Source organism: Microbacterium sp. NPDC055665, assembly GCF_053618035.1.
In genome coordinates this window covers 26,097-49,746 of the sequence record NZ_JBSHGY010000011.1, presented here as the reverse complement: position 1 = coordinate 49,746, position 23,650 = coordinate 26,097, and the positions used below count along the sequence as shown (strand labels likewise).

22 protein-coding genes are annotated in these 23,650 nt (G+C 67.3%); 18 read left to right on the top strand and 4 right to left on the bottom strand.

All coding sequences use genetic code 11. The annotated features are described in order from the left end of the window. The first annotated feature begins 39 nt into the window (after positions 1–39). The 18 genes from ACWGO6_RS17030 (at position 40) to ACWGO6_RS16945 (ending at position 16,896) form a co-directional block, all read left to right on the top strand. Complete coding sequence (locus ACWGO6_RS17030; protein WP_452327390.1) at positions 40–1,272, top strand: hypothetical protein; 1,233 nt, start codon at positions 40–42, stop codon at positions 1,270–1,272. A gap of 132 nt (positions 1,273–1,404) precedes the next feature. After that, the gene (locus tag ACWGO6_RS17025) at positions 1,405–1,533 is read left to right on the top strand and encodes a hypothetical protein (protein WP_452327389.1); all 129 of its coding nucleotides are present in this window, start codon (positions 1,405–1,407) and stop codon (positions 1,531–1,533) included. Beyond that, the gene (locus ACWGO6_RS17020; protein WP_452327388.1) at positions 1,533–1,976 is read left to right on the top strand and encodes a hypothetical protein; all 444 of its coding nucleotides are present in this window, start codon (positions 1,533–1,535) and stop codon (positions 1,974–1,976) included. Before ACWGO6_RS17025 ends, ACWGO6_RS17020 begins: the two co-directional genes overlap by 1 nt. Positions 1,977–1,980: 4 nt before the next feature. Then, positions 1,981–2,253, top strand: a complete 273-nt coding sequence (locus ACWGO6_RS17015; RefSeq protein ID WP_452327387.1) for a helix-turn-helix domain-containing protein — start codon at positions 1,981–1,983, stop codon at positions 2,251–2,253. Positions 2,254–2,576: 323 nt separating this feature from the next. Then, a complete protein-coding gene (locus ACWGO6_RS17010) occupies positions 2,577–3,353 on the top strand; it encodes a class E sortase (protein ID WP_452327427.1) in 777 nt (258 codons plus the stop codon). Positions 3,354–3,579: 226 nt separating this feature from the next. Then, entirely contained in the window at positions 3,580–4,032 is a 453-nt protein-coding gene (locus ACWGO6_RS17005; protein WP_452327386.1) for a DUF6993 domain-containing protein, read from the top strand. 305 nt (positions 4,033–4,337) lie between these two features. Further along, positions 4,338–5,606 carry a hypothetical protein gene (locus tag ACWGO6_RS17000; RefSeq protein ID WP_452327385.1) on the top strand — a complete coding sequence of 423 codons (1,269 nt, stop codon included), beginning with the start codon at positions 4,338–4,340 and terminating at the stop codon, positions 5,604–5,606. 58 nt (positions 5,607–5,664) lie between these two features. Next, a complete protein-coding gene (locus ACWGO6_RS16995; protein WP_452327384.1) occupies positions 5,665–6,177 on the top strand; it encodes an LPXTG cell wall anchor domain-containing protein in 513 nt (170 codons plus the stop codon). Beyond that, on the top strand, positions 6,174–6,518 hold the full coding sequence (locus ACWGO6_RS16990) for a DUF5362 family protein (protein WP_452327383.1): 345 nt from the start codon (positions 6,174–6,176) through the stop codon (positions 6,516–6,518). Before ACWGO6_RS16995 ends, ACWGO6_RS16990 begins: the two co-directional genes overlap by 4 nt. Next, positions 6,518–7,213 (top strand): hypothetical protein, encoded by a 696-nt coding sequence (locus ACWGO6_RS16985; protein ID WP_452327382.1) that lies wholly within the window; start codon positions 6,518–6,520, stop codon positions 7,211–7,213. Before ACWGO6_RS16990 ends, ACWGO6_RS16985 begins: the two co-directional genes overlap by 1 nt. Next, positions 7,213–8,643 carry a hypothetical protein gene (locus ACWGO6_RS16980; protein WP_452327381.1) on the top strand — a complete coding sequence of 477 codons (1,431 nt, stop codon included), beginning with the start codon at positions 7,213–7,215 and terminating at the stop codon, positions 8,641–8,643. Before ACWGO6_RS16985 ends, ACWGO6_RS16980 begins: the two co-directional genes overlap by 1 nt. Continuing rightward, a complete protein-coding gene (locus ACWGO6_RS16975) occupies positions 8,643–10,256 on the top strand; it encodes a hypothetical protein (protein ID WP_452327380.1) in 1,614 nt (537 codons plus the stop codon). Before ACWGO6_RS16980 ends, ACWGO6_RS16975 begins: the two co-directional genes overlap by 1 nt. After that, entirely contained in the window at positions 10,253–11,659 is a 1,407-nt protein-coding gene (locus ACWGO6_RS16970) for an ATP-binding protein (protein WP_452327379.1), read from the top strand. The genes ACWGO6_RS16975 and ACWGO6_RS16970 overlap by 4 nt, the downstream gene beginning before the upstream one ends. Continuing rightward, on the top strand, positions 11,656–12,831 hold the full coding sequence (locus ACWGO6_RS16965; protein ID WP_452327378.1) for a hypothetical protein: 1,176 nt from the start codon (positions 11,656–11,658) through the stop codon (positions 12,829–12,831). The genes ACWGO6_RS16970 and ACWGO6_RS16965 overlap by 4 nt, the downstream gene beginning before the upstream one ends. 13 nt (positions 12,832–12,844) lie before the next feature. Next, the gene (locus ACWGO6_RS16960) at positions 12,845–13,402 is read left to right on the top strand and encodes a hypothetical protein (protein WP_452327377.1); all 558 of its coding nucleotides are present in this window, start codon (positions 12,845–12,847) and stop codon (positions 13,400–13,402) included. Continuing rightward, positions 13,399–15,102 carry a type IV secretory system conjugative DNA transfer family protein gene (locus tag ACWGO6_RS16955; protein ID WP_452327376.1) on the top strand — a complete coding sequence of 568 codons (1,704 nt, stop codon included), beginning with the start codon at positions 13,399–13,401 and terminating at the stop codon, positions 15,100–15,102. The genes ACWGO6_RS16960 and ACWGO6_RS16955 overlap by 4 nt, the downstream gene beginning before the upstream one ends. Positions 15,103–15,122: 20 nt before the next feature. Beyond that, a complete protein-coding gene (locus tag ACWGO6_RS16950) occupies positions 15,123–15,926 on the top strand; it encodes a hypothetical protein (RefSeq protein ID WP_452327375.1) in 804 nt (267 codons plus the stop codon). A gap of 226 nt (positions 15,927–16,152) precedes the next feature. Then, positions 16,153–16,896: a hypothetical protein gene (locus ACWGO6_RS16945; RefSeq protein WP_452327374.1), complete on the top strand. Its 744-nt coding sequence runs from the start codon at positions 16,153–16,155 to the stop codon at positions 16,894–16,896. 10 nt (positions 16,897–16,906) lie between these two features. Here ACWGO6_RS16945 and ACWGO6_RS16940 read toward each other — a convergent pair whose 3' ends face one another. The 4 genes from ACWGO6_RS16940 to mobF all read right to left on the bottom strand — a co-directional run bounded on the left by ACWGO6_RS16940 (position 16,907) and on the right by mobF (position 22,957). Further along, a complete protein-coding gene (locus tag ACWGO6_RS16940) occupies positions 16,907–17,926 on the bottom strand; it encodes a zeta toxin family protein (protein WP_452327373.1) in 1,020 nt (339 codons plus the stop codon). Continuing rightward, positions 17,923–18,174, bottom strand: coding sequence for a hypothetical protein (locus ACWGO6_RS16935; protein ID WP_452327372.1), 252 nt, complete (start codon positions 18,172–18,174; stop codon positions 17,923–17,925). The genes ACWGO6_RS16940 and ACWGO6_RS16935 overlap by 4 nt, the downstream gene beginning before the upstream one ends. 107 nt (positions 18,175–18,281) lie before the next feature. After that, positions 18,282–18,440, bottom strand: a complete 159-nt coding sequence (locus ACWGO6_RS16930; RefSeq protein ID WP_452327371.1) for a hypothetical protein — start codon at positions 18,438–18,440, stop codon at positions 18,282–18,284. Between the two features lie 26 nt (positions 18,441–18,466). Further along, positions 18,467–22,957 (bottom strand): MobF family relaxase, encoded by a 4,491-nt coding sequence (gene mobF, locus ACWGO6_RS16925; RefSeq protein ID WP_452327370.1) that lies wholly within the window; start codon positions 22,955–22,957, stop codon positions 18,467–18,469. Between the last annotated feature and the right edge of the window lie 693 nt (positions 22,958–23,650).

Sequence of the window (23,650 nt, the reverse complement as noted above, 5' to 3'; positions counted from 1 at the left end):
CCATTGCCAGGCCCACCCCCCTGATCAATGGAGAACATCATGGACAACACCCCCAACTTTCCCCCCGTCGACGATGTCGACGAGACGATGACCGCACCGGCAGCACCTACCCGGAAGAAGCGGCCCGGTCGTCGCACCTGGACCCTCCTCACGGCCGCCGTGCTCGTGACCGGTGGCGCCGCATACGGCATCCCCACCGCCGTCCGCGCGGTCGAGCACCAAGCCGCAGCCGACGCCTTCGAGATCGCCGTCGCGCAACGCGAAGGCACGTACACGTCGATGGATAAGGCCGTTGACGGTCTGCACGCAGCCGAAGACGCTCTGACCGCCGATTACCCGTCGTATCTGGCGATTGCCACCACGCTCACGGACAGCACTGTCGCTGACCCCGCCACCCGCGCTGACCTTCTGGCTAAGACCGCCGCGTACGCAACCACTGACCTCGCGTTGGACAGCACGGGCGCGTTTGTCGTTGATCGCCCGCACGCCTTTAAGACGTTCACGCACAAACCTGTTGTCCCCGCCGAGACGCGACCTGTGGGGGACTTCACGGCGGACGAGCTCCGAGCTCAGACCGAACGCCTGGAGTCGGACACGAACCAGAAGCGCTACTACATCGACCTGGTCGAGAAGGTTGAGCACGAAATCACCCAAGCAGCGGTCGCTGCCGCAGGGAGCGCGGATGTCGCGATCGCGTCCGCAGCGGAGAAGGGCGCGACGCTGACATGGGAGAAGGCCCCTACAGAGACGGCAGCGGTCACTGCTGCCGCGGCCTCACTCGCGGCTGACGGCGCCGCAGACATCCTCCTCGAGGAGCGCGCGGCACTCGTCGGTGCGTACATCACCTCCGTGAACGCTGCAGGGACAGCCCACCAGGCGGTCCTCGACCAGGAAGCAGCAGAGGCCGCCCGCCAGGCCGAAGAACAACAGCGCTCCAACAGCGGCACATCGAACGGATCCCGCGACTCGTCGAACGGTTCCCGTGGCAACACCAACCCCGGCGGCGGGACGAACCCCGGCACTGGCACGAACCCAGGCACTGGCACGAGCCCGGGTACTGGTGGCAGCACCCCGGGCGGCTCGCAGAGCAACTGGCAGCCGTACAAGCAGGCAGCGATGGGCTCCTGCTCTGACCCCGGCCGGAGCGCCGAGGGCGGTTCCCGGGTGACATATGGCTCGACCAACACGTATCCGCAGGGAGCCCATGGGGTGACTCATTGGGAAATCCCCGGATACGGCTGGGGCATCTCCTGGAAGTGCGACCTGTGGTGACGCGCCACGCTCCGCACCGAGGGCAGCGGCGGCGAGTCGGGAAGTGGTCTCCCACGCAAGCCATCAACTTGCGTCACCCGCAATCGCACCAGCCCCTCTGAACCGAACCGATCTGCTGACAGGAGCCCACTCGTGGCCACCACACTCCCATCCGTCTCCGCTATCGACGACTTCCTCGATCGGCTCCTCGACATCATTCTCACCACCGAGGATCACGTCGACCGGGACTGGGCGATTCTCACTGTGCAGGGTGGAAACTGATGACGATCCGGCACAGGGACAAGGCTCATCAGTTGCTGAGCTTCAACGTCGCGGTGGGCCGCGGAGCGAGTTTCTGCATCTCCGATGTCATGGATGAGGCCCAGTGGGTTGACGCGGTCGTCGCGGGCGACGGTCCCCTGATTCTCGGTGGTGCGCTTTCTGGTGCTCTTGAAGGTTTGCGGCGCCGCGAGGCGACACCCGTTGATGTCCTGCCCTGCTCCGTTGCACCTTTCGGGACTGTGATGACGGTCGACGATATGGAGACGGCCGGGAGGTGGTTGTCGACGGGCCTCCTGCAGGAGGCCGATTCGATGCTCGAGCAGAGCCTGGTCACGACGGAGCTCCGGCACCGCGGTTGGGCCGCGGATCCCGCCCGGGTCACCTCCCTTGTCCTGGCGATCGCGATGGTCGCTGGTCACGCGGGAGATCACGACCGTGGCTAGGGGCGTGGCGGCCCACCCAGCCGGGACCTGGGCACGTCTCACCGCCGATGCCATCGGGGTGCACTTGAAGCGCTCCGGGCTGACCGCGAAAGCTCTCTACGAGTCGGCGGGAATGAGTCCCGCCATGTACCACTCCCGCACGTCGGGACGTGTGTCGTTCACGCTGAACGAGGTCGAAGCGCTCGCTGATGCTTTGGAGGTCACCCCTCTTGAAATCGCGCAGATGGCGGCGAAGCTCGGCGAGCTCACCCCGAACCGTGTGGGGGTGCCGGCGTGAGCGCGGTGATGGTCCCGACGTGCCGACAGCGGGTTGAGCTCATGCCGCCCTGCGTGTCCTGGGCGCGATTGCGGGCCTTCGCACCCGATAGCTCCCGCGTCTAGACGCGGGTACCTACGGGGCCTGCACCGGCCACCGTCCCCCCGGTCGGTGCAGGCCCACTTTCGAATTCGACCTCATTGACCACTGATCCCGTAGAAGGGCTGCTGATGTTCCTGGAAGACGCGCACCGCTCGTTGCCGGCGTGCACCTCTGATGTGGTTCAGGGTCGTGCCGCTGCAGCTGAGCCGTCCATCGCGCCTCGGGTTCCCCTTCCCGTTCAGGTGACTCGCCGGCAGTTGCGTGAGGCCGCTGCTCGGCGGCCGAAAGTGACGGTCGCCGGGGCCGTGGGGGAGGTTGTCTTGACGGCCGGGGTGGTGGTGATGTTGTTCGTCGCGTGGCAGATGTGGGTTGGTGACGTCATCATGGCCGCGGCCGCGAACGATCGGGGCCATCAGGTGACGGAGGCATGGGCTGACGCCCCTGCGCCGGCTCTTCCACCGGTTCTCGATGACACAGTCGGGTCCGTTGAGGTGTTCGAGCCGCCGCAGATGGCGGATCCGGAGAACGGTGTCCCGTGGGGTGCGCAGATGCGCGTTCCTCGGTTCGGTGCGGACTACAACGTCACGATCGCTGGCGGCGTCACCCGCGCGGCGACGCTTGATCAGGGGTGGATCGGGGTCTATCCGAAGTCGGGTATGCCCGGTCAGGTGGGCAACTTCTCGGTGGCTGCGCATCGCACCACCTGGGGGAAGCCGTTCCATCAGATCGATCAGCTGCGCCTGGGGGATGCGATCGTGATTGAGACCGCGGACGGCTGGTACACGTACCGGTTCCGGACCCTTGAGTACGTCACACCCGAGACGGTGAGTGTCCTGGAGCCGACCCCGCAGGCCTCTGAGCGGGGTGGTGCGTCCTCGGATGGTGGGCGGTACATCACGTTGACGGCCTGCTCGCCCCTGTACTCCCTCGCCGAACGCATCGTCGCGTACGGCGTGTTCGACGGATTCCAGCCGCGGGCGCTCGGCGCACCGGCGTCTCTGGAAGCGGTGACCGACTGATGTACGCGGCGTTGTGGAGGGTTCTGCCGGGCCGTTGGTGGGTGCGGGTGTTGCTCGTGCTCGTCGTGGCCTCGGCCGTTGTGTACGGCCTGTTCTGGTGGGTGTTCCCGTGGGTGAGCCCTCTGGTCTTCCCCACTGATGTCGAGATCATCAGCCCGCTGTCTTCGACGGGAGGCGCGTCATGAGCCGGATCTCGATCGACCGGCCCCTGGGTCGGACCGGTGCCATGAGCGTGTTTGCGACGACGTTCGCCACGGTCGCGGTTCTTGTGTCGGGTTGCGCTGCGGGTTTGTCGACGCCTTCTGCGAGTTCGGCGCCGGTGCCGAGCGCGGCACCGGTGTTGCAGCCGGACGGGACCGCGGGGGAGAACCTCGCATACTTCGCCGGGATCGTCGACGAGGTGTGGGGTGGCCCCGCGCATGCGGTGAGCCGGGCGTACGTCGACGCCCTCACGGACGCCGGCTTCAACCGTTCAGACATGCAGATAACCGCGGACCTATCAACGGTGGGGAACCCGGCAGAGAGCATCCAGTTCTCCGTGCGGTGGGGCGAGGGGGAATGCCTGGTGGGTCAGGTCGGTCCGTCGACCGGGACCCCGATCGCCATGGTGCTGCCTCAGCTGGCTGACGGGGCGTGCCTGATCGGTGTAACCCCGGCTCTTGATGGAGACCAGGAATGAGCAAGGAATTGAAGGAGAACTTGGTGCCTCAGATCGTGTGTGCGACGTGCAAGTCGGAGGTGCCCGCTGGGCCCTACTGCGGCCGTTGCGGGGGAGTGCTGCTGGGTGCCGCTGGTGTGTTCACGGAGGCGGCCGCCGTTTCCACATACTCGGAAGCTGATCACGACCAGGACTCGGGCGACGAGGACGTCCTCGCACTCTTGGGCCTCACCGATGCCGTGCCCGCGTCCGACGCAAACTCGCCGACAGTACAGCCGGACTCCGCCGATGCAGAGGGGGAACCCGGGGACGCGCACGAACCCCCGATGGCCGAAGCCAACGCCACGTCACCGGAGCCCCAGGCGTCCATCTCCGAGGCCCTGGCCACAGAGGCGGCGGTGTCCGAGGGGGACGAGCTCGACGCTGCCCTGGCGCGCACCGCGTCCGACCCGCACGTCCCGGCCGATGCGGTACCAGCCGAAGAGACGGCCGCGGTGCGCGCCCGTCCGGGATGGTGGCCGATCGTCGTCCGCTGGTGGTGGGTAGGCGCGGTAGGGGTCCTCCTGCTCCTGGTCGCTGGTGGGCTCGCGATCGTCAGCGCCTCAGCGTCGACGGCATCGCGGGAGCAGCCGCGCCCGTCTGCGGTTCCGTCTGCGCAGGCGGGGACCGTACCGGGTTACGTGTCTGAACCCGGGTGGGAGGCGGCGGCCGAGCGTGCGGTCGTGTCTGCCGATGGTCGCCGTGTGCTGGTCGTGTTCTCGACCACGGACGGCACCACCGCGGTGGTCCGTGACATCAAGAACGGGAAGTCGCTCTCGTCCACGGATGTCGCCGCGGATGCGGCACCGTTCGTGGCCGGCGAGATGCTGTTGGTGCGCTCCGCCGGGACGGTGTTGGCGTGGGGCCCGGACGCGTCGGAGGCGGTTGAGGTTCCAGCCCCTGAGGGGTCGGCTCTGCTGGTGCGGTCGGGTACGGCGTTCCTCGTCGACGGGGGAGCGGTGACCGTGTTCTCCGACAGCGGCGTGGTGAGTGTGACCGCACCCCGGGCGGGCATGGTCCCGCTCGGGTACCGGTCCGAGACGCAGACGGTCGTGTGGGCGTCTGCGACCGGGCACGCGGTGACCGGCGCGGTGACCGGCGCGATCGTGCACGACGTCGCGCTGGCCGCCCCCATCGCAGACGCGGCCCTGTCGGGGTGGATCGCCGCGAATGACACGTTCGCGTTCATCACCTGGACGACCCCAGCCGGAACGGTTCTGGCCGTGCACGACCTCGAGGACGGAGCCGTCACCGGGCACGCACTGATCGCGGGCGATCCGATCGTGTCGCCCAGCGGCACGATGATCGCGGCCGACGGCGTGCTCGTCTCAACCGGTTCGGGCGACCTCGTACCCCAGACGGAGTTCGTGCCGGCTGTGTTCCTCAACGACCAAGACCTCTACGGCACGACGAAAACCGGGCTTCCCGCGTTGTGGCTTGACGGCAAGGCCACCGAGGTGACGGCCGGCATGTGGCAGCCGCTCGCCCTGACGCCCAAGTGGCTGCTCGCCGCTGACACGAACGGCATTGCGCTGTTCCCGAAGATCCAGAACTGACTTTCCTCCCCGGGGGCCGTCAACCGGCGTCCCCTCCACCTCCAGATCAGGAGAACTCATGAGAACCTTTCGACCGCTGACCACGATGGCGGGCACCGCGATCGCCACCGCAATCCTGCTCGCGGGTCCCGCGATCGGCGCGAACGCCAGCACCGATCCCGAGAGCGAACCGGTGACGGTGTCCGTCGCAGACCCTACAGAGCCCACCGATCCCGACCCGGTGGAGCCGACCGACCCGGTAGAGCCCACCGACCCGGTAGACCCGGTGGAGCCGATCGATCCCGTTGATCCGGTGGAGCCGACGGACCCGGTCGCGCCTGTCGGACCGATCGATCAGGGGACGCCGACGGACACGGCCCCAGCCCCGGTTACGCAGCCGGGAAACAGCTCGAACTCAAGCAGGGACAAGCGGGCGTCGTCGACGGGGCAGTCACGCCCGCAGCTGGCGGCGACCGGTGCCGACTCGACCCTGTGGCTCGCGGCGGGTGGCGTGCTGCTCACAGTGGGCGCCGGCCTGGCAGTGACAGGTGCGCGACGGGGTCGTGCGTCGGGTGAGGGGGCACAGCGATGATCGGCGAGCAGATTCTCACGCTGCTGGCTGCCTCGAGCATCACGAACCCGTTCGAGGGGGTCAGCATCAACTTCTCGTGGCTGACGGGGAAGAACGCCGCGGCGTTCGCGATCGGTATCGGCGTCATCTGGGGTGTGCTGCTGGTGTGGGCCGGGATCAAGCTGCTGCCGGCGGTGTTTCATATCCGGGATGCGATCAAGAAGAACATGTCGCACGAGGTCGAGCATGCCCGCAAAGAGCTGATGGGCGCGGCGCTCGTGTTCATCGTGATGGGTTGCATCATGGTCGTGATCTCGTTGCTGTTCATCGTCATCAATCTCGTCGCGGGTGCGGCCGGCTGATGACTGTTCAGCGCAACCCTCGCCGGGTGTGGGCATGGATCGGGGGGATCGCCGCTGCTGCGGTGGTCTCCTCGGTCCTCACCGGTGTTCTCCTCGTCGCCACACAGCCCGCCGACGACACTCCCGTGACGCCGGCTGCGACGTCGACGTCACGGCCGGTGGATCCGGAGGCGTCCGCCTCACCGAGTGATGCGGGTGTGGTCGCGTCTGGGTGCACCGCGGTTCCGATCTCCGTGCGGTCCGTGCTGGCGTTGCGTGCCTCGCGCGACCTCACCCCGAAGGGTGCTGCCGAGTTCGCCGGTGCCGTGGTGCAGCTGGTGGGGCTGACCCCGATGGACGCAGACCTGGGCCGGTTCCTGCAGCAGGCGACGACGGGGAAGGGGACTGAGCAGGTAGGGGTGGTCGTGGAGCGCGGCGGCATGGACTCCGTGGCGGGGTCGGCGAGCCTGTGGGGCGGGTCGTACATCGTCGAGGAGCACACCGCTGCGCAGACGGTCGTACTGCTGGTGTTCACCCCGCTGGAGAACGGTGTCGCGGAGACCAACGATCAGGGGCAGACGCATCAACGTGTCGTCGACGTCGTCCTGCAGCCCTCCGGAGACGGCTGGGTGCTCGCCGAGCTCCGCGGCGCCACCCCCAAGCAGGAGGCCGCGATCTTCGGTGAAGACGCGATCCCGTTCCGGGGGGCGTGCTGATGAACCCCGAAGGGTGGGAGTCGATCCTGGGGGCGGCGGGCTCGGTGTGGAGCACGATCACCGGTGCCTTCAACGCGGCTGGCGACGCCCTGGCGGGTGTCGGCCAGGCGGTGTCGTTCGCCACGGACCCGATCGGCGCTCTCACGAACGCTTTCGCGGAGGCGGCGAAGTTCATCCTCGCAACCGTGATCCCGTGGGCGCTGAAGGCGCTGACACCGGACTTCACCGCGGACTGGTTCTTGAAGCAGTACGCGGTCGTGTTCTCGGTCGCGGTGATCGTGTGGGGCCTGGTCTTCATGATCGGCCTGGTCCGCAAGCGGCTGACCCCCACGCAGATCGCGGACATGATCGTCACCGGCTCACCGGCCTTCTTCCTCGGTTGCCTCGTGGCTCCCTGGGGGATGTTCGTTGTCAGCGGGCTGATCATGACGCTCACCGATGGGTTGGTGGTGTGGGTGACCGGCACCAACCTCGACATCTTCCTGACCCAGCTGGGCGCGCTCGTCACCAACGGGAACTACCTTGCGTTGCTCCCCGCCCCGCTGATCGCCAACTTCCTTGCCCTGTTCCTTCTGCTGTCGGCAGTGACCATGTTCCTTGTCCTGCTGATGGGCCTGGTGATGTCGTACATGACCGGTGGTCTCTTTCCTCTCGCGTGGGTGTGGATCACCCTGCCCGAGACCCGCCGCACGGCCTGGCTGATGGTGATGGCTCTCGTCGCTATCTGGTGCGCACCGCTGCTGATCGTTCTCGCGATCCTGCTGGCCACGCAGATGTCGGCGAGTGTCGCGTTCCAGGCGACCGAGACGCCGGGTGATGCGATGGCCGTGGTGTTGGCGATCGCCGTGCCCGCGATCGGCATGCTGATGGCGTCCCTCGCCCCCATGATGCTCGGTGTGATGGCGGCCTCCCGTGTCAGCCCGGCTGGGGCTGCCGGCATGTCGACAGGTCTAGAGCGCGACACCTTCGGCGGCAAGATCCCCCAGCCGTCCACAAAACAGCAGTCTGCAGGGGATTCGCAGAAGTCTGCGGGCGCGATCGCTGACACCCCCACCCCGGCGGTGAGCTCCACCGCAGCGGCCAAAGCCGCACCGGCTGGTGGACAAGCCGCTGTGGGAGGTCAGGCCGTGTCGACCGCAGCCAGTACCGGTGCCGGTGCTACAGGCGCCGGTGCCGCGGGTGCTGGTGCTGCCGGTGCCGCGGGTGCTGGTGCTGCCGGCGCTGCGGGCGCGGGCGCTGCGGGCGCGGGCGCTGGTGGGGGTGCGGCTGCGGGTGTGGCGGCGGCGGGGGCGGGGGCTACCGCGACCGGTGTGGGTGCAGCGGTCGGTGTTCCGTTGCTGGTGGGTGCGGCATTGGCTGCTGGCGTGAGCGGTGGTGTGAAGAAGGCGCAGTCGTTTGCGTCGGCGTTGGCAGAGATGGGACGGGTGTGATGCGTGAGGCAGTGCTGGGCGGGGAATCCGCCAACAGGAAGGTATTCGGTGGCCGGCGGAAGAGGCTGATTCCCGTCGTGGTCATCGGGGGCGTGTTCCTGCTGATCGGGGTGTTCATCAAGTGGGTGCTGGTGGTCGGTGCGGTGTTCGTCGCGCTGGCGCTTCTGGCCCTGTCACCGGGGGTTTCGGGTTCCCTGTGGGAGCGTGTCGTGAAACGGCGACGGTGGGCGTGGCGGGAGAAGAACGGCCTGACGGTCTACCTTCCGTTCGATCAGGATCTCTGGGACGTCCTCACCGCTGCTGTGGCTGACGCGAAGACACGGAAAGAGCGCAAGGCCGCGGTGCGCAACATGCGTGCGATGCGGGAGACGCCGGACGGATTGGACGGGTTCCGTTGGCTGCATGATGCCCGGCACGAACCGGGCGTCCAGTGGCACCGTCCCCGTGAGGGAGCACAGTATCTGGCGGTCACGTTCGCGACCACCGGGCAAGTTGACGGTGTCGGCGCGGATGCGGTCTATGACAGGGCGTCAGAGTCGTTCGGACGGTTGACGGCTGACCTGGGCGATGCGCTCAGCCTCCCCACCCGGATCCAGACACTGGTGCGCACACTGCCGCCGGACTCCGCCCGGCACGAGGCATGGGTGGAGGAGCAGGCCGACCCGTCGGCGCATGGGGTACTCGCCGTCAGCTACAAGGACATCATCGACACGAATAAAAACTCTGTGCTGATCGCCCGTCACTATCTCGTGGTGTCGTGGCCGATCACGGCACTGTTTGAACGGAAGGCCTCCGCGATCCAGGAAGGTCAGGCCGGGTGGACGGCATTGATGATGCGCGAGATCTCGCGTATGACCGCAGCACTTGCCGGCGCCGGCTACCAGGACGTCGAACCGCTGACCGCCCGCCAGACAGCGGCCGTGATCCGTCACATGCAGGTCCCGTCGTTCCCGATTGACCGGGTATCGGACATCACCCCGATGGGCGGGTTCCTCCCGTCCAAGGATTCCTGGCATGCGACGAGGTACTTCGCGCAGACCGGCCGCGGGCAGGTGTCGCAGACGTTGGTGCGTACTGCGCGGATCGAGGTGGAGCGGATCGAGGGTTCCCGGCGCAACGCGTTGTGGATGCACCCGCTGCTGTCGCATATGGGGGACCAGATCCCCCGCACCCTCACGTTCCATCTGGAGATGTCCCCGCAAGCGATCGCCCGCGCCGCGGCCGCCCGTGACGTGACCTCCGACGATGCTGACCGGCTCGGCCGCGCCAAAGAAGGCCGCCTGGAGGACCTAGAGACAGCAGTGAATCTCTCGACCGCGGTGCGGCGCCACCTCGACCTGGCACCCGACACCGGGCACGCGGGCGCCGCCTGGGTCGGCTACCTGTCCGTGTCTGCGGGGAACCGAGCACAGCTGGGGGAGGCGTGCGAGGCGATGCAAGCCGCAGCGTCGGGTGCCGGGCTCGGACAGTTGGAGTGGATGGGCACCCAGTCCTCCACAGCGGCCGCTTTCTGCTGGCCTACCGGCCGCGGCATCCTGCCGGCGGAGAGCCGCCGCACCGACCAGGTCTTCACCGGCCTGGAATCAATCGCCACAGAGAAGGAAACGCTATGAACACGGTGACGAGCACACCCTCGACGGAGCAGGACCTTTTCGCCCCGGATCCGCTGGCACCCCTGTGGTCGTGGGAACCGGATCGCGGGTACCAGATCACCGTGAACCGGTGGCAGAAGTCGGCAGGGTTCCTGCGCGCGGCGGTGCCCGGGGCGATCTCCACGACCAGGCAGACCGAAATCCTCAACCCGGCCATCATCCGCTCCAGCGCGATAAACGAAGGCGTCATCGACGGGATCGACACGATGACCGGTGAAATGGTGCACCACGACCCAGTCACCGCCTACCGGGCGTTCCGACGACGGGTCGATTCCCCGAACGTGTGCATCTTCGGCGACGTCGGCACCGGGAAGTCGTCCCTGCTGAAGACCGTCTACCTGCTGCGGCAGCTGCTCCTGCTCGGGCGGCGAGCCGTGGTCATCTCGAAGAAGATGCAGGGCGATGACGCCGACGAGTATGCGCCCGCCGCGAAGCTCCTGGGCGTGAAGCCCGTGCGACTCACCTTGGACGGCACCGGGTCCCGGCTGAACATCCTCGACCCGGCCGTCACCGGAACCAAGGGCCCGTACGCGATCCTCGTGGACACGCTCACCCTCATGTCCGGAAAGCGTCCCGACAAGTGGGAGCGGCAGGTCCTGCGGCGTGCCTTGGCTGCCGTGTATAAGAGCGCTGGCGAGGCGACGCCGGTCCTGGACGACCTGATCGCGGAGCTGTACCGGCACCGGGCACCCGGGGTTGCCCCGCAGCTGATCGGTGACCGCGTCCTCACGGCTGCGTGGGGGTTGGCCGCGGAGCTCGAGGAACTCACCGAGGCGTACGGGGGAATCTTCTCCGGTGAGACCAGCGCCGAGGTTACGCTCGGGAAGAAGCTGACCGTGTTCGACATCTCCGACCTTCCCGAGGAAGGACCGGTGTTGTCGGTGGTGATGAGCGTCATCAACACCTGGGTGCTCGAGCAGTTGAAGACGCGTCGTGCCGCCGGGTACCGGGACGTGCTGTTCCTCATCGTAGAAGAAGGCTGGTACCTGGTGCGCGGGCCGATGGGCGCCCGGTTGCGCTCGAACGCCCGCCTGTCCCGCGCCCTTGGACTCGTCCTGGTCGTCGCGATCCACCACCCCTCCGACATCCCCGCCGATGACCCAGCGATCGCGTTCATCCAGGACGCCGGCACCGTGTACGTCTACCGACAGGCGCGACCTGCGGATGCCCTCGCGGCGGTGGAGCTCGCTGGCATGCACCCGGACGCCGTGGAGTACGTGCAGCGCCTACCCAAGGGGGAGCACTACCTGAAGGTCGGTCTCGAACCCGAGCGCCGTGTCCGCCACCTGCGTTCTGCGATCGAAACGAGCATTGCGGACACTGATGGTGGTCTCGGCGGCCATCCGGCTCAGGAGGCAGCATGAAGACCTTCATCGCTGTGTCCGCGCTCGTGATCGCCGTCGTCGTCGCCGTCGGCACGGTCGGGGTGTTCTTCCTCGCCGCGCCGGCCGCCGCTGCCTGTACGGCGGCGGAGGCGGACACAACTGCTGTCGGTGACGGGCCCTTGCGGCTGCCCGCCTCGCAGAAGGCGAACGCGCAGACGATCATCGGGGTCGCGAAGACCGTGTTCCCGGACCCGAACAGCGCGAACGCTGCCGCAACGGTCGCCGTGGCCACCGCCATCCAGGAATCGGGGCTGGAGAACCTCGACCATGGCGACCGAGACTCGGTGGGGCTGTTCCAGCAGCGCCCCTCCTCGGGGTACGTGAACGGCACCGACCCGGTATGGGCAGCGACACAGTTCCTGACCCGGCTGGCCACCAAACCGTCCTGGTCGACGATGAGCATCGGCCAGGCGGCCATGGCCGTCCAGATCGCCGCCGAGTACCCGAACGGGAAGGACCGCCCGTCCTACGTCGACCAGGTGATCGGGCATGCGCCCCGCGCCGCGGCAATCGTGAGCACCCTCACCGCGACAAGCCCGGCGATCCCGCTTCCGGAAGGATCGGTCAGCCGGAACCTGCGCCCCGTCGACGTGAACGCAGGCCCGGGCGCAGCGACCGTGTGCACCGGTGATGCCGCCTTCAGCCAGGCGAGCGCCCAACAGGCCGCGCAGATCCTCGCCGCCGGATGGGAGGCGGGCACCTTGACCAACTTCGACGCCGCGATGATCACCGAAGAGATCCTCCCGATCGCGCAGGGTACGCCCATCCGTCCCGAGTGCGAGATCGACGTCAGGATCCTGCAGGTGATGGCTGGGCTTCTGCAGAAGTACGGGTCCCTCGGCGTCTCCCACATCAACCGTCCCTGCCTGGGCATCACGTTGAACTGTGCGTTCTCGCTGCACTGCGGCAACCCCTCCAGGGCGCTCGACATCGTCAGCGTCGGCGGCCGCCGCGTCAACGGCGGCAACCCCGCATCGATCGAGCTACTCACCTACCTCGACCAGATCATGCCGAAAGGATCCGGCACAGGGCAGATCCACTGCCGCGACAGCCTGCAGCTGACGAACTTCCACCAGTTCAAAGACTCCTGCGACCACGTCCATATCGACCTCGGCAACGCGACCGATCCGCTCGCTGCCCCCGCCGCTTGAGAAAGGCACCACCATGACCGCTTTGACCCAACACGTACCTCCTCTCCTTCCGGCGGTGCCCGCGGGCTCCTATGTGGAAGCTTTCGGCAGTATGGCTGCCGCCGTCGGCGCTGTCGTCGCCGTGGCCGCGGTCGTCTGCGCCGCGGCCGCGGGCCTCATCCACCTGTTCCCGCAGCTGATCGTGCGTGCCCCGGAGGCGCAGGTTGACCTGGAGACCGCCGAAGTTCTGACCGTTTTCCCCGATGCGTCGGACGAGGTGCGGCGCCGCGTGCGGCCGGTGTTGCGTGCAACGCTCATCTGGGCGTGCGGCGGCGCCGTCCTGAGTGTGGTCGGTGCGATCGTCAGCGACCCGTCGCTGATCTACCCGACGTTGAGCATGCTCATCGCCGCCGGGATCCTGCTGGTCATCGTGGCCGCCGGCTACCGGCTCGCCGGAACCCGCACCCTTAGCGGCATCAAGCTCAAGCACCTGATCTACGCCAGCACAATCACCACGATCGTCGCCAGTGCGGCGCTCGTGTTGCTCACCCTGATCGCTTCGTCGCCGGCCGTGGCAGGGGGTGCGTCATGAAGGCGCAGGCGCAAACGCGCGCCACACTCGTGCTGACCGGAGGCGTGCTGATCGTCGTACTGTGCCTGCACGCAGCTCTCGCGTTCACCTCGAGCGGAGTGGACTTCCTCACCCCGGTCGGCATCGCAGTGTCGATTCTCGTTGCCGCAGCCCGCATCGGCGGAGGACCGCTCCCCGACGGGGTGGTCCTCGCCGAGTCGGGTGTGTACTGGGCGGTATTCGCGTTGTGCGCGGCGCTGCTGTTCGCGACCTGGTGGGCGCTTGCCCGCCTGTGGGGGTCCCGCCGCCGCGTGAAGACCATCGATGGGACTCTCGCCCGGGACCGGGTGCGCGCACAGAACGAGAAGACCAATCGTGGCCCGCGTCCCATCGGGTACATCGGAACCGAACCGTTCTACCCGACGTTCGAGGACTCGTTTGCGGTGCTGGCGATGTCCGGCGTAGGCAAGACGATGCGGTTCGTGGTGCAGATGGTCGTGAACGCTGTCGGCGCCGTGGTCACCACCTCCACCCGCATGGATGTGTTCCTGCTCACCGCATGGCAGCGCTCCAAGATCGGTCGCCCGCTGGTGTTCGCCCCCGAGTACAAGATCTTGCAGCGGTGGAAGTGGCTGGCGGGCTGGGACATCGTTGCCGGGTGCGAGTCTCCCGCCGTCGCGATGGAGCGCGCCGACGCCATCGTCGCCGCTCGCCCCCTCGGCAAAGGATCCTCCAACTCCGGGTTCTTCGCCGAGTCGGCTGCGGCGGTACTGCGGTGCATGCTGCACGCCGCGGCGATCGGCAATGTGCAGACCCAGAAGCCGTACACGATGCGCGACGTCGTCGCCTGGATGCGTGACTTCGACGATGACACCCCGTACACGATCCTCGAACGTTCCACCCATCCGATGGTGGAACGCCAGTGGCACAAGGACCTCAAGACCTACTGCCGCGGCGCTGCGCTGGAGACCCGCAACAACACCGCGCAGACGATCGGCATCATGGTGAAATCGCTCGCGCTCCCCGAGATCCTCGACGCGGTTTGCCCTGCTGAGGGGCGGATCATGCTGGATCTCGACGAGTTCCTGGCCAGCACGGACACCCTGTACCTGTTGTCGAAGAAGAAGGGCCTCGCGGCGCCGGTCATCACCGCTCTCGCTGAGTCCCTGCAGGCGAAGGCGATGGATGCTGGCGAGGAAGCCCCGCTGAGCCCGGTGTTCACCATGGTCCTCGACGAGCTCGCGAACGTCTGCCCGATGCCGTCCGCACCCGCATTGATGACCGATGGGCGTGGCCACGGCATCCAGGTCGCGGCGATCCTGCAGGGCCGCAAGCAGGCCATCCAACGTTTTGGAGACGAAGGCGCGGACACGATCATCCACCTCTCCAGCTGCCTGATCGTGTTCGGCGGGTCCCGCGACTACCAGCTGCTCACCGAACTGTCCGGCCTCACCGACGAACGCGAGGTCGAACGCACGTCGACGTCGAGCGGAACAAGCGGGCCTTCGACGTCGACGTCGACAACGAAAGAGCGTGTCCTCACGGTCGGGGAGCTGCGCACCCTCGACGACGGGCACGCGGCGATGTTCTACCGGAACCTGCCCGTCGGGATCCTGCACATGCCGGCCTGGTGGGAATCCGACGAAGCCGGCGACTACACCCACTCCCAGCAGTGGGCGACCGAACAGCTACGCCGATCCGACGTCGCACCCGCCGCATAGCCGACAAGAAGGAGATCAGCATGACCAGCTTCAGCCCCAGCTCTCCCGCAGGTGAGGACGGTGCCGCGCCTCAGCCGTCACCGTTCCCCGTCGGGGATCTCGACTTCGTGCTCAGGAACCATGCACGCCTGATCGACGACCACACCGGTGCGCTGCAGGCGCAAGGTGAGAGTCTCGATGCGATCATCGCCCATCTGTCCGGTCAGCCAGGAGGGCCCTGGCAGTGGGAGCACCTCGACAGGGTCCAGGCGCAGAGACTCTGGGGCGAGCTCGTCGCGTTCATGGACTTCCTCGACCGCCGCTACCTGTGCTACCTCGGCGGCCAGGGAGCCAAAATCGTCACCGACTGGTACAAGCACCCCGTTCTCGTCGAACTGTTCACCGCACTCATGGTCGCGTACCAGTCGGTGTATTCGACGTCGTCCCGAGTGCCAAGTTTCGGTCTCGTCGAATGGCACGAACGGTGCCTGTGGCCGACCTTCGACCGGATCGAACGCCTCCGACTCTTCCAAGGCAGCACCGATCAGGACGCATGGGACGGCCCCGGTGCCTTGCCCCTCCACAACAAGGCTCCCGAACGCTTCGCGACGTTCCTCGACGAAGACCTCGCCTGGAGAGACAAGCCCAAACCCGCCCCCTCGAAAGCGTCGCCGGCTACACCTCCGCCACGCGCCGCACGCCCTGCACCCTCCAGCACCGGCGCAGACCATCCGGCATCATCAACGATCTCGAACACCGTCGACGACGACAGGGCGTTCCTGCCCTCAGACGACGATGCACCCCCGATCGACGACGCACCTCCGCCACCGGTCGACCGGGAGTGATGACCGGATCGACGCCATCGTCGGGCGCGAACCGTAAGCCACCCACACCCAGCCGTCTCGTTGAACAGTGTGTGGGCCGTCCGATCCTTCGGCGGCCCCACACCGCGGCTTGCACAGATCACACCTGCATCTTGGTGTCGCCACGTGCAGGGACAGTGATTGAAGCTTGCGCAGGAGGCATCCAGTTGTAAATGTGACGTTCACAACTGGATGTGATAGAAATGTCGTGTTGTTCCCCGCCGTCTACGGATTGGCGGGGATTTTTTTATCTGGAGGTGCAGTGCTTCGGACAGCCGTCATCGTCGACTACCAGAACGTTCATCTCACTGCTCATGACGTGTTCAACCCGCGGGGCGAACGCCACGATTCACTCATCCACCCGATGCAGTTTGCGCGCCGTCTGCTGGTGGACCGGAATTCCCGCCAGAGGGAAGGGTACCCGCAGGCGGAGCTGGCGTGTGTGCGGGTGTTCCGCGGCCTTCCCCACGTTGACCATGACTGGGAACAGAATCGGCGTTGCCTCGACCAGCAGGCGCAATGGATGCGGGATGGTGCGACGGTCGAGCTGCGCGATCTGAAGTACCGGTATCGCACCGGCGCGAACGGACGGCCTGTGATGGACGTCCACGGTAAGAAGGAGCCAGAGGGACGAGGACAGGAGAAGGGTATCGACGTGCTCTGCGCGTTGGCTGCTATCCACGAGTCCGAACGATCCGACATCGACCTGGTGGTTCTTGCCTCGCGGGACACTGATCTCGTTCCCGTGCTTGACGAGCTGTATGACCGGCGTGGTCGCGACCCGGAGCGCTTCAGTCGGGTTGAGACCGTCGCCTGGTTCAACCCGCGGTGGGAAGAGGAACGAACCAGGTCAGGCGGGAACCTTCACCCCAGCGGGGAACGGAAGATCTGGAACACAAACCTGGGACGTGGCGCGTACGAAGCGTCCATCGACCGAACCGACTACCGCTGACCACCACCGCTTACAGGCTTGGCCCGGGGCTCGGGCCAAACGTGAGACCGGGTGCGCCGGGAGCGATGGTTCGTTCAGGGGCATAGTTCTTCACGTCTCGGGGTATCTCCGTGACGCGCTGGAGCCGTGCTTCGGCGCTTTGAGCGAGGTCCGGGATTGTGCTGTGCGCGGGGGAGCGCCGGTCGGTGCCTTGGCGCAGTTGTCGCATACGTGCGGTGTTCTCTTCGAGCGCGTGGACCGCGGCCACTGTTTCGGGCGCATGGGGGAGTTCTCGTTGCAGGTACGTGACGACGTCGTTTCGTCGGAGTTCCCACTCGTGGAACTCTGCCGCCGCTGGTGCGGTGAGGTGCAGGGCTCGAAGGACGTCCGCCGCGTGGGTGAGGTCGGTCGGTCGCGTCTGGTCGAAGAGAGCGTGGCCGGCGCGGGTCACGACGGTGATCCGGTCGATCGCGGGGGAGGTCGCGGCTGCGGTGAGCGTGCGGGGCGTGCCGTGGACGCCGGCGTCGTGTGCGGCGGGGTCGGTCCAGCGGGCGGTGAGGCCGGCTTCGTGGTCGAGTTGGAATCGTTCGATGGAGGAGAGCTGGCTTTCCCAGGGTGGGACGGCGATCGCGACCAGGTGCGTGCGATAGCCGCCGTCGTGGAACTGCGCGGCGGTGCCGAGGGTGATTTCGGGGCGGCGGAAGGTGCCTTCGACGAGCACGTTGTACTGGTGTTCTCGGGCGTATTCGAGGGCGAGTTCGACCCAGCGGGCGGATGCGGCCGCGGTGGCGGCCGGCATGGCGAGTGGGTCTTCGCGGGTGAGGCGTTGGTAGTCGGGGTGGAAGGGGCGGAGGTCGTCGCCGATGATCGCGGTCACGGGGATGCCGCCGTTGAGGCGCAGCGCGCGGTCGCGGCCGTGCGTCTTCCCGGCGCCGGGCTGTCCGCCGATTCCGATCCAGAGCGGATCTGTGACGGGGCGTGCGCGGGCGAAGATGCGCGGCACGATCATGTCGTGGAAGCGGGCGTGGATCCACGCCTCGTTGATGCTCACGCAGCGCTGAGCTGGTCGTACATTGCCCGGAGGGTTTCGGTGGTGCGGACGATGTTGTCGCGGTCGTCCGGGTCGACGGCAGCGACTTGGTCCATGAGTGCGATGTCTGCGCGCAGGTAGGTGTCCGCGTTCGCAGGGTGCTTGTCGGTCAGTGTGACGAGGGCGCCGCGGACGCGTGTTGCCGCTTCGCTCATGATGTCGTAGAGGACGACGGTGGGCACTCGCGTCTGGCTGCTGGTGGGCGTCATGGCGGGCTCCTCTTCTTGTTCGCAGTGTACGCCGGGGCTCTGACATGCCCGGCAGGGGCGGGGCGTCTCTGCACGCGTCGGGCGGCGTGGCGGAGGCTGCCTGACGCCTAGGTGACAGTGCCGCCGAGGGCGGCTGCGATCGTGATCGCTGTTCCGAGCAGAATGCCCGCTGCGATCCCGACGCTGACCCACAGCAGCGTGTACCACGCCGACTCAGAGGCGGGGGAGGCAGGAAGGGTGAGTTCCTGCGTTGACGGGAAGGGCATGTCTCGACCGTAGCTTGCACAGATGTTCACAGGCTGGGACCGCGGTGGCGTTGTTCGTCGGCGGTCGCGGCAGCGTCATTCCAGCCGGGGGTGTGCTGCGGTTCACCGGTGAGCCCTCTGATGCGTGTCAGGAGCGCTTCGGCGTTGGCGGTCTGGCTGGCATGTTCGGGTTCGGGGACCTCGTCGACGCCGATCTGCTCCAGGTCGTGGCGGAGCTCATCGACGGTGTGATCGGCTGCGTGTTGAGAGATCGCGGCACGATCGGGCGCGTCGGGGAGGCGGCGGTGGCGGCGCGCGATGGCCTCCGCGGCTGCGGCGCGCAGCTGCTCACTGTCTGCGACCGGGGCGTCCCAGTGACCGGTGCGGAACCGGTTGATGTGGTCGGTGAGGAGCTTCGCCGGTGAGCCTTCTGTGGTGTGTTCGGCGGGCACGGGGGCGGTTTCCGTGTCGGGAACGTGGTAGCGGGTGCGGTAGGCGTCGGTGATGCCGGCGAGCTTGACCCATTCGGCGTGGGCTGTCGGGTCGGCGGGGACAGGGCCGAGCGGTGTGGTCCAGTCGGGGCGGGTGTGGGCGAGGACCTGTCCGTTGTCGGTGAGTTCTTCTCGGATGCGCGCCCACCGGTCGCGGAGGTTCGTAGCGGCATCGGCGGGGTATTTCGCGGCGGGACCGGTGGCGGTGAGGGGGGAGAGGTCGGCGATGAACCGGGGCACCTCGGGAAGGTGTTCGAGGACGACGGGGGCGCGGTAGCGCTTGTCGTTCTCGCGGGTGATCGCACGGATGGTTTTGGCGGTGATGCGGGCGGCGTCGAACTTGCTCTTCTGCGCATCGGTGGTGCGACCGGCTCGGTTCGTTTCCATCGCGGAGAGTGCGGCGGTGGTGATGGTCTCGGTGTTCATGCCGGCGGTGTCGGCTTCGTCGAGCGCGCGTAGCAGCGACGGCCAGTGCGCGGACGTGGTGAGTTCGCGCCACTTCTGTTCGGGGATGGTATCGGCAAGGTAGTACGCCGCGACGGTGTCGCCGAGCATCTTCATCCGTGCGCCACGCGCCTGGCGGCGCGCGAGACGTGCAGCGTTGGATCGCAGCTGGGTCGCGAGACGTACCGCAGGGGTGACCTCATCCTCTGTGGCCTCAGCGGATGCGTTCTCAACAACCGGGGTATCGACGTCGACCGGAGTACCGGGGAGGGGGGAGGGGGACGCCTCGGCAGCGTCCGTGTCAGCCGCATCCTCTGGGTGGGTGTCGTGGAGCGCGGCCGCGAGGTCGACACCTGTGCGTTCGAGGTTGAGGAGGGTGCGGGTGAGGGTCGGCAGTCCATCGGTGTCGGCGAGGATCGCGGCGGCGTCGTCGTCGCTGAGGACGTCGGCGAGGAGGGTGCGCAGACGGGTGTCGTTGATGCCGTCGGTGATGTCGTTGAATTCGCCGAGCAGTTGGGGGAGTCCGCCGACGCGCTCGCGTTCGGCGCGCAGCATGTCGTGGGCGGCGGCGTTCGTGGAGACATTGCTGGCGATCCGGTCGAGGACGTCGTCCATGGCGACCTTGTTCGGCTGGTCGGTGAGGTTGTCGATGCCGGTGGTGTCGGTGTCGTCGACGGCGACGTAGAGGTAGTTCCCGTCGACGGCGCGGGTGGCCATGACGTACGCGTTGTTGCGGCTGACGGAGCCATCGAGGAGGACGTGTCCGCGTCCTTCGAACTGGAATCCGTCGCCGCTGTCGCCTTCGATCGTTGCACCTTGGGCGCGGTTGCCGGTGATCGCGTAGCCGAGCTCGGTGGCCGCTGTGATGTAGTCGGCGGGCAGGCGGAGGGTGCCGTGGTTGGCGGTGTGGGTGACCTGCAGCGACCCGTCACGGTAGACCTTCGTGATTCGCCACTGGTCGCCGTTGCGGACGAAGTCGGCGCCGCCGTTGTAGCGGAGGCCGGTCTTGTTCTTGCGGGTGAGGATGAGGTCGCCGACGTGTCCGGTGTTCCCGTCACGGAGTCTCGTGGTGCGGCCGCGGGTGAGTTCGCCGGTCGCGGCACGGTAGGCCTGTGCGCGCTTGTTGAGCTGGTCGACCTGGGTGTTGGTCGAGGCGACCATGATCGCGCTGTGCCCTTCTTCGACGTCGGACTGCCACGCTTCGTAGACCTTCTGCACCATCTGTTCTTCGGTGCCGGCGACGACGCGACCCTGTTCCTTGTACCAGGCGAAGGGGTCGGCACCGTTGTCGGGGTCGCGGAGAAGGATCGATGCGGCGGCTTCTTCTTTGCTCTTGAAGCGGAACACCTGGTCGAGTTCGGCGGCGCCGTGGTGGCGGACGAACAGGGGGAACATTCCGCCGGCGTCGACGGCGGATAGCTGCCGGTGATCGCCCATGAGGCGCACGTGCACGCCGAGGTCGGCGGCCACTTTGACGAGGGAGGCGAGCAGGGCGGTGCCCGCCATACCTGCTTCGTCGACCACGATGATGTCGCCGGGGCGGACGGGAAGGGGCGTGCTGGGAAGGTAGCCGATCCCGTCGGGGCCCAGGGGGAGTGCGTCGTGTCCGTTGAGGAACTGGTGGATGGTCTGGGCGGGGACACCGACCGCGTCACGGAACACGGCGGCCGCTGCCGCGGAGGGGGCGAGGCCGATGAGGCCGACGCCACCGGCTTCGGCGGCGCGGGCGGCGAGCTTCATGCTGGTGGTCTTGCCGGTGCCGGCAGGTCCGATTCCGGCGGAGACGGCGGACGGGTTGGTGACGAAATCGCAGGCGAGTTCTTTCTGCTTCTCGCTGATCTTCCCGCTGAACGTGGCGAGAGTGTTTTGGAACTCGGCGGGTTCGAGGGGCCGGCTGAGGGTGCGTGATCCGGCGGCGAGGACCTCGGATTCCGCGTCGAGGATCGCGGTGGAGGTGTAGCGGATGCGGCCGCGGCGCTCGTAGGCGTTCTCCCCGTCGAGGGTGCGGTAGGTGGCCCCGGTGGGCACGTCGTGGACGGGTGCGGGGGTGATGCGGATGCTGCCATCGACGGCGGCGCGGGTGACGAGCTCGACGAGTTCGGTGCCAGTCGCGTGGGGGAGTGATGCCCCGTCGCGCAGAGCGGCGTGGTGGGTCTTCACATACCGGTTCGCTTCGGCGCGGAGGTTCTCCACACCCCACGTCGCACGTCCCATGGCGACGACGGCGGTGACGTATTCGGCGGCACCGGCGATGGTGATGGGCTCGGTGTCGGGCGCGTCGGGGGAGGGGTCCTTCTTCGCGGCGGCGGCGACCTTGCGATCGATGGTGCGGGCCGTGGTGGGGTCAGCGCGCGCCCAGTCGGACATCATCTGCACCACGGTGCGGTGGGTCTTCCGCTCGCGGGTGGAGAGGGTTGCGGTCTGGGAAAGTTGGGTTGTCGCAGCGGTGTCGGGTTGGCGGCCGTGCTCTTTCACGTAGTCGGCGACGAGCTTCTTCATCACGGGGAGGATGTCGCGCATGCGGCGCCCGGAGTGGCGTTCGATGGTCTCGTCGTCGATTCCGGCGATCTCGGTGACCGTGGGCTTGCCCTCCTGGACGACGCGCTGGCGGGTGGCGAGGCCGAGGTCTTGCTCGAGGTACTCGGTGAGGAGTCGGTTGTAGTTCTCGCTCATCGAGACGACGGCGTTGTACATCAGCTGCGCGTCGATGGAGCGCCAGGTGCCGTCGGCGCAGAGCACCTTGTTGGAGATCACGGCGTGGTCGTGGAGCTGCGGGTCGCCGGTTCGGGAGTCGTAGTGGCGGAAGCGGGTGACGATGACGCCGCCGTCGACGTCGACCTGGCGGACGCCGGCTTGCCCTGCTCGGGAGTAGAGGGCGGTGTCTTCGAACGCGGCGATCGTCTCCGCGATCGCCTTCTCATGTACACGCTCGATACCCGCCCGCATCTCCTGATCCTGGGTTAACGCCCACAGGATGGAGACGGACTTGGGCGGACTGAAGGTGCAGTCCATCCCGGCGACTGCTTTCCGTGCAGGCTTCATTTGGGCGGCGAGGAATCGCTGCAGTTCTTCTCCGTCGACGGCGTCACGGCCGCGTGCGTCGCGGAACGCGATCGCGGCGACCTTGGTGCGCAGCGCCCGCATTTCATCCTTCGTGGGCTCCCGGTACTCGGTCCGCTCGAACCGTTCGAACTCCGCCTGGATTTTCCCGGTCAGGGTCTCGTGAGGGGCGTAGACCGGGTACGCGCGACCGAGACGAGTGGCCGTGAGCATCTCTTTTTCGCTCGCCCCTGCGGCGGCCATCTGCTCCATGATGGCGTCGGTGTCGGGGTGTCGTCCTTCTCCGAACAGCGCGCGCATCTGGGTCTCGGTGACGATGCCGGCGACGCCGAGGTGGGTCGTTCCGCGGCCCATCCAGATGCCAGGAGGGTTGCCTTCGACGGTGTAGTAGTCGGTGAGCTCTTCACCGCGGGTGCGGCGTGCGTCGGCGGAGGCGGTCTCTTTGATGTAGTACTCGTAGCCGTCGCCCGCGGACAGCTTGTGGAACGACATCATGATCAGGAACCGTCCGCCGGGGGCATCCGGCGTCCCGTGAACGGCCATTTTTCGGCGCCCCGTGCCGCGCGCGGCTGGGCGGGGGCGAAGGCGGTCATGGTGCCGATTTTACCCGCCGAAGGCGGATCATCACTATTAGTGCAAGAGGTGTGAACTCTTATCCTCCTCCTTCTATGGTTCTGGTGCTGTGCGGGTGGTTCGTTGCTTTGGGTGTTGTGCTGCTGAGAGGGAGGAGGATAAGTGGGCTCTGAACCTTCGGTTCAGCGTTCTGCCATCCTTGGATGTGCAGAACGGCGCTCTGACGGCTTGCCGGCAGAGCCATAGGCCGGCCGAAGGCATGGAGGCTCGCCGACAGGCCGGACGGACGAGTGAGCCCTCGGGCGAACTCCGAATCACCGAGCCGCGGGGGTAGCGGAGCTCGGGTGACCGTTAGGTGCCCTGTGGGGAACGTGACGGGTGCAGGAAGCCTGGGCGGGACCGCGTCGGGCCGTCCGGTGCGCGAGGGGACCCTCGCAAGAGCGCCCGCCGGGTGCTCTTGCCACGTCCGAAGGACATAGTGTTGCGCCGCCCGAAGGGTGGCGTCTGTTTGGCGCAGCTGTCCATCATGTGGTCAGGACAGCCAGGGGTTCGCTGTGCTGTCCACATGTGGGCAGGTGCGCCCCGTCGGCGTTGTCCACGGCACGCACTTCCGCGGTGGTCAACGCCGACGGTTTCTGGGGTGGGGGAGTCTGAGGGGGAGGG

Coding starts and splice junctions, on each gene's coding strand:
- ACWGO6_RS17030 (WP_452327390.1), top strand. CDS start 40: ATGGACAACACCCCCAACTTTCCCCCCGTCGACGATGTCGACGAGACG.
- ACWGO6_RS17020 (WP_452327388.1), top strand. CDS start 1,533: ATGACGATCCGGCACAGGGACAAGGCTCATCAGTTGCTGAGCTTCAAC.
- ACWGO6_RS17005 (WP_452327386.1), top strand. CDS start 3,580: ATGAGCGTGTTTGCGACGACGTTCGCCACGGTCGCGGTTCTTGTGTCG.
- ACWGO6_RS17000 (WP_452327385.1), top strand. CDS start 4,338: ATGGCCGAAGCCAACGCCACGTCACCGGAGCCCCAGGCGTCCATCTCC.
- ACWGO6_RS16995 (WP_452327384.1), top strand. CDS start 5,665: ATGAGAACCTTTCGACCGCTGACCACGATGGCGGGCACCGCGATCGCC.
- ACWGO6_RS16990 (WP_452327383.1), top strand. CDS start 6,174: ATGATCGGCGAGCAGATTCTCACGCTGCTGGCTGCCTCGAGCATCACG.
- ACWGO6_RS16985 (WP_452327382.1), top strand. CDS start 6,518: ATGACTGTTCAGCGCAACCCTCGCCGGGTGTGGGCATGGATCGGGGGG.
- ACWGO6_RS16980 (WP_452327381.1), top strand. CDS start 7,213: ATGAACCCCGAAGGGTGGGAGTCGATCCTGGGGGCGGCGGGCTCGGTG.
- ACWGO6_RS16975 (WP_452327380.1), top strand. CDS start 8,643: ATGCGTGAGGCAGTGCTGGGCGGGGAATCCGCCAACAGGAAGGTATTC.
- ACWGO6_RS16970 (WP_452327379.1), top strand. CDS start 10,253: ATGAACACGGTGACGAGCACACCCTCGACGGAGCAGGACCTTTTCGCC.
- ACWGO6_RS16965 (WP_452327378.1), top strand. CDS start 11,656: ATGAAGACCTTCATCGCTGTGTCCGCGCTCGTGATCGCCGTCGTCGTC.
- ACWGO6_RS16960 (WP_452327377.1), top strand. CDS start 12,845: ATGACCGCTTTGACCCAACACGTACCTCCTCTCCTTCCGGCGGTGCCC.
- ACWGO6_RS16955 (WP_452327376.1), top strand. CDS start 13,399: ATGAAGGCGCAGGCGCAAACGCGCGCCACACTCGTGCTGACCGGAGGC.
- ACWGO6_RS16950 (WP_452327375.1), top strand. CDS start 15,123: ATGACCAGCTTCAGCCCCAGCTCTCCCGCAGGTGAGGACGGTGCCGCG.
- ACWGO6_RS16935 (WP_452327372.1), bottom strand. CDS start 18,174: ATGACGCCCACCAGCAGCCAGACGCGAGTGCCCACCGTCGTCCTCTAC.
- ACWGO6_RS16930 (WP_452327371.1), bottom strand. CDS start 18,440: ATGCCCTTCCCGTCAACGCAGGAACTCACCCTTCCTGCCTCCCCCGCC.
- mobF (WP_452327370.1), bottom strand. CDS start 22,957: ATGGCCGTTCACGGGACGCCGGATGCCCCCGGCGGACGGTTCCTGATC.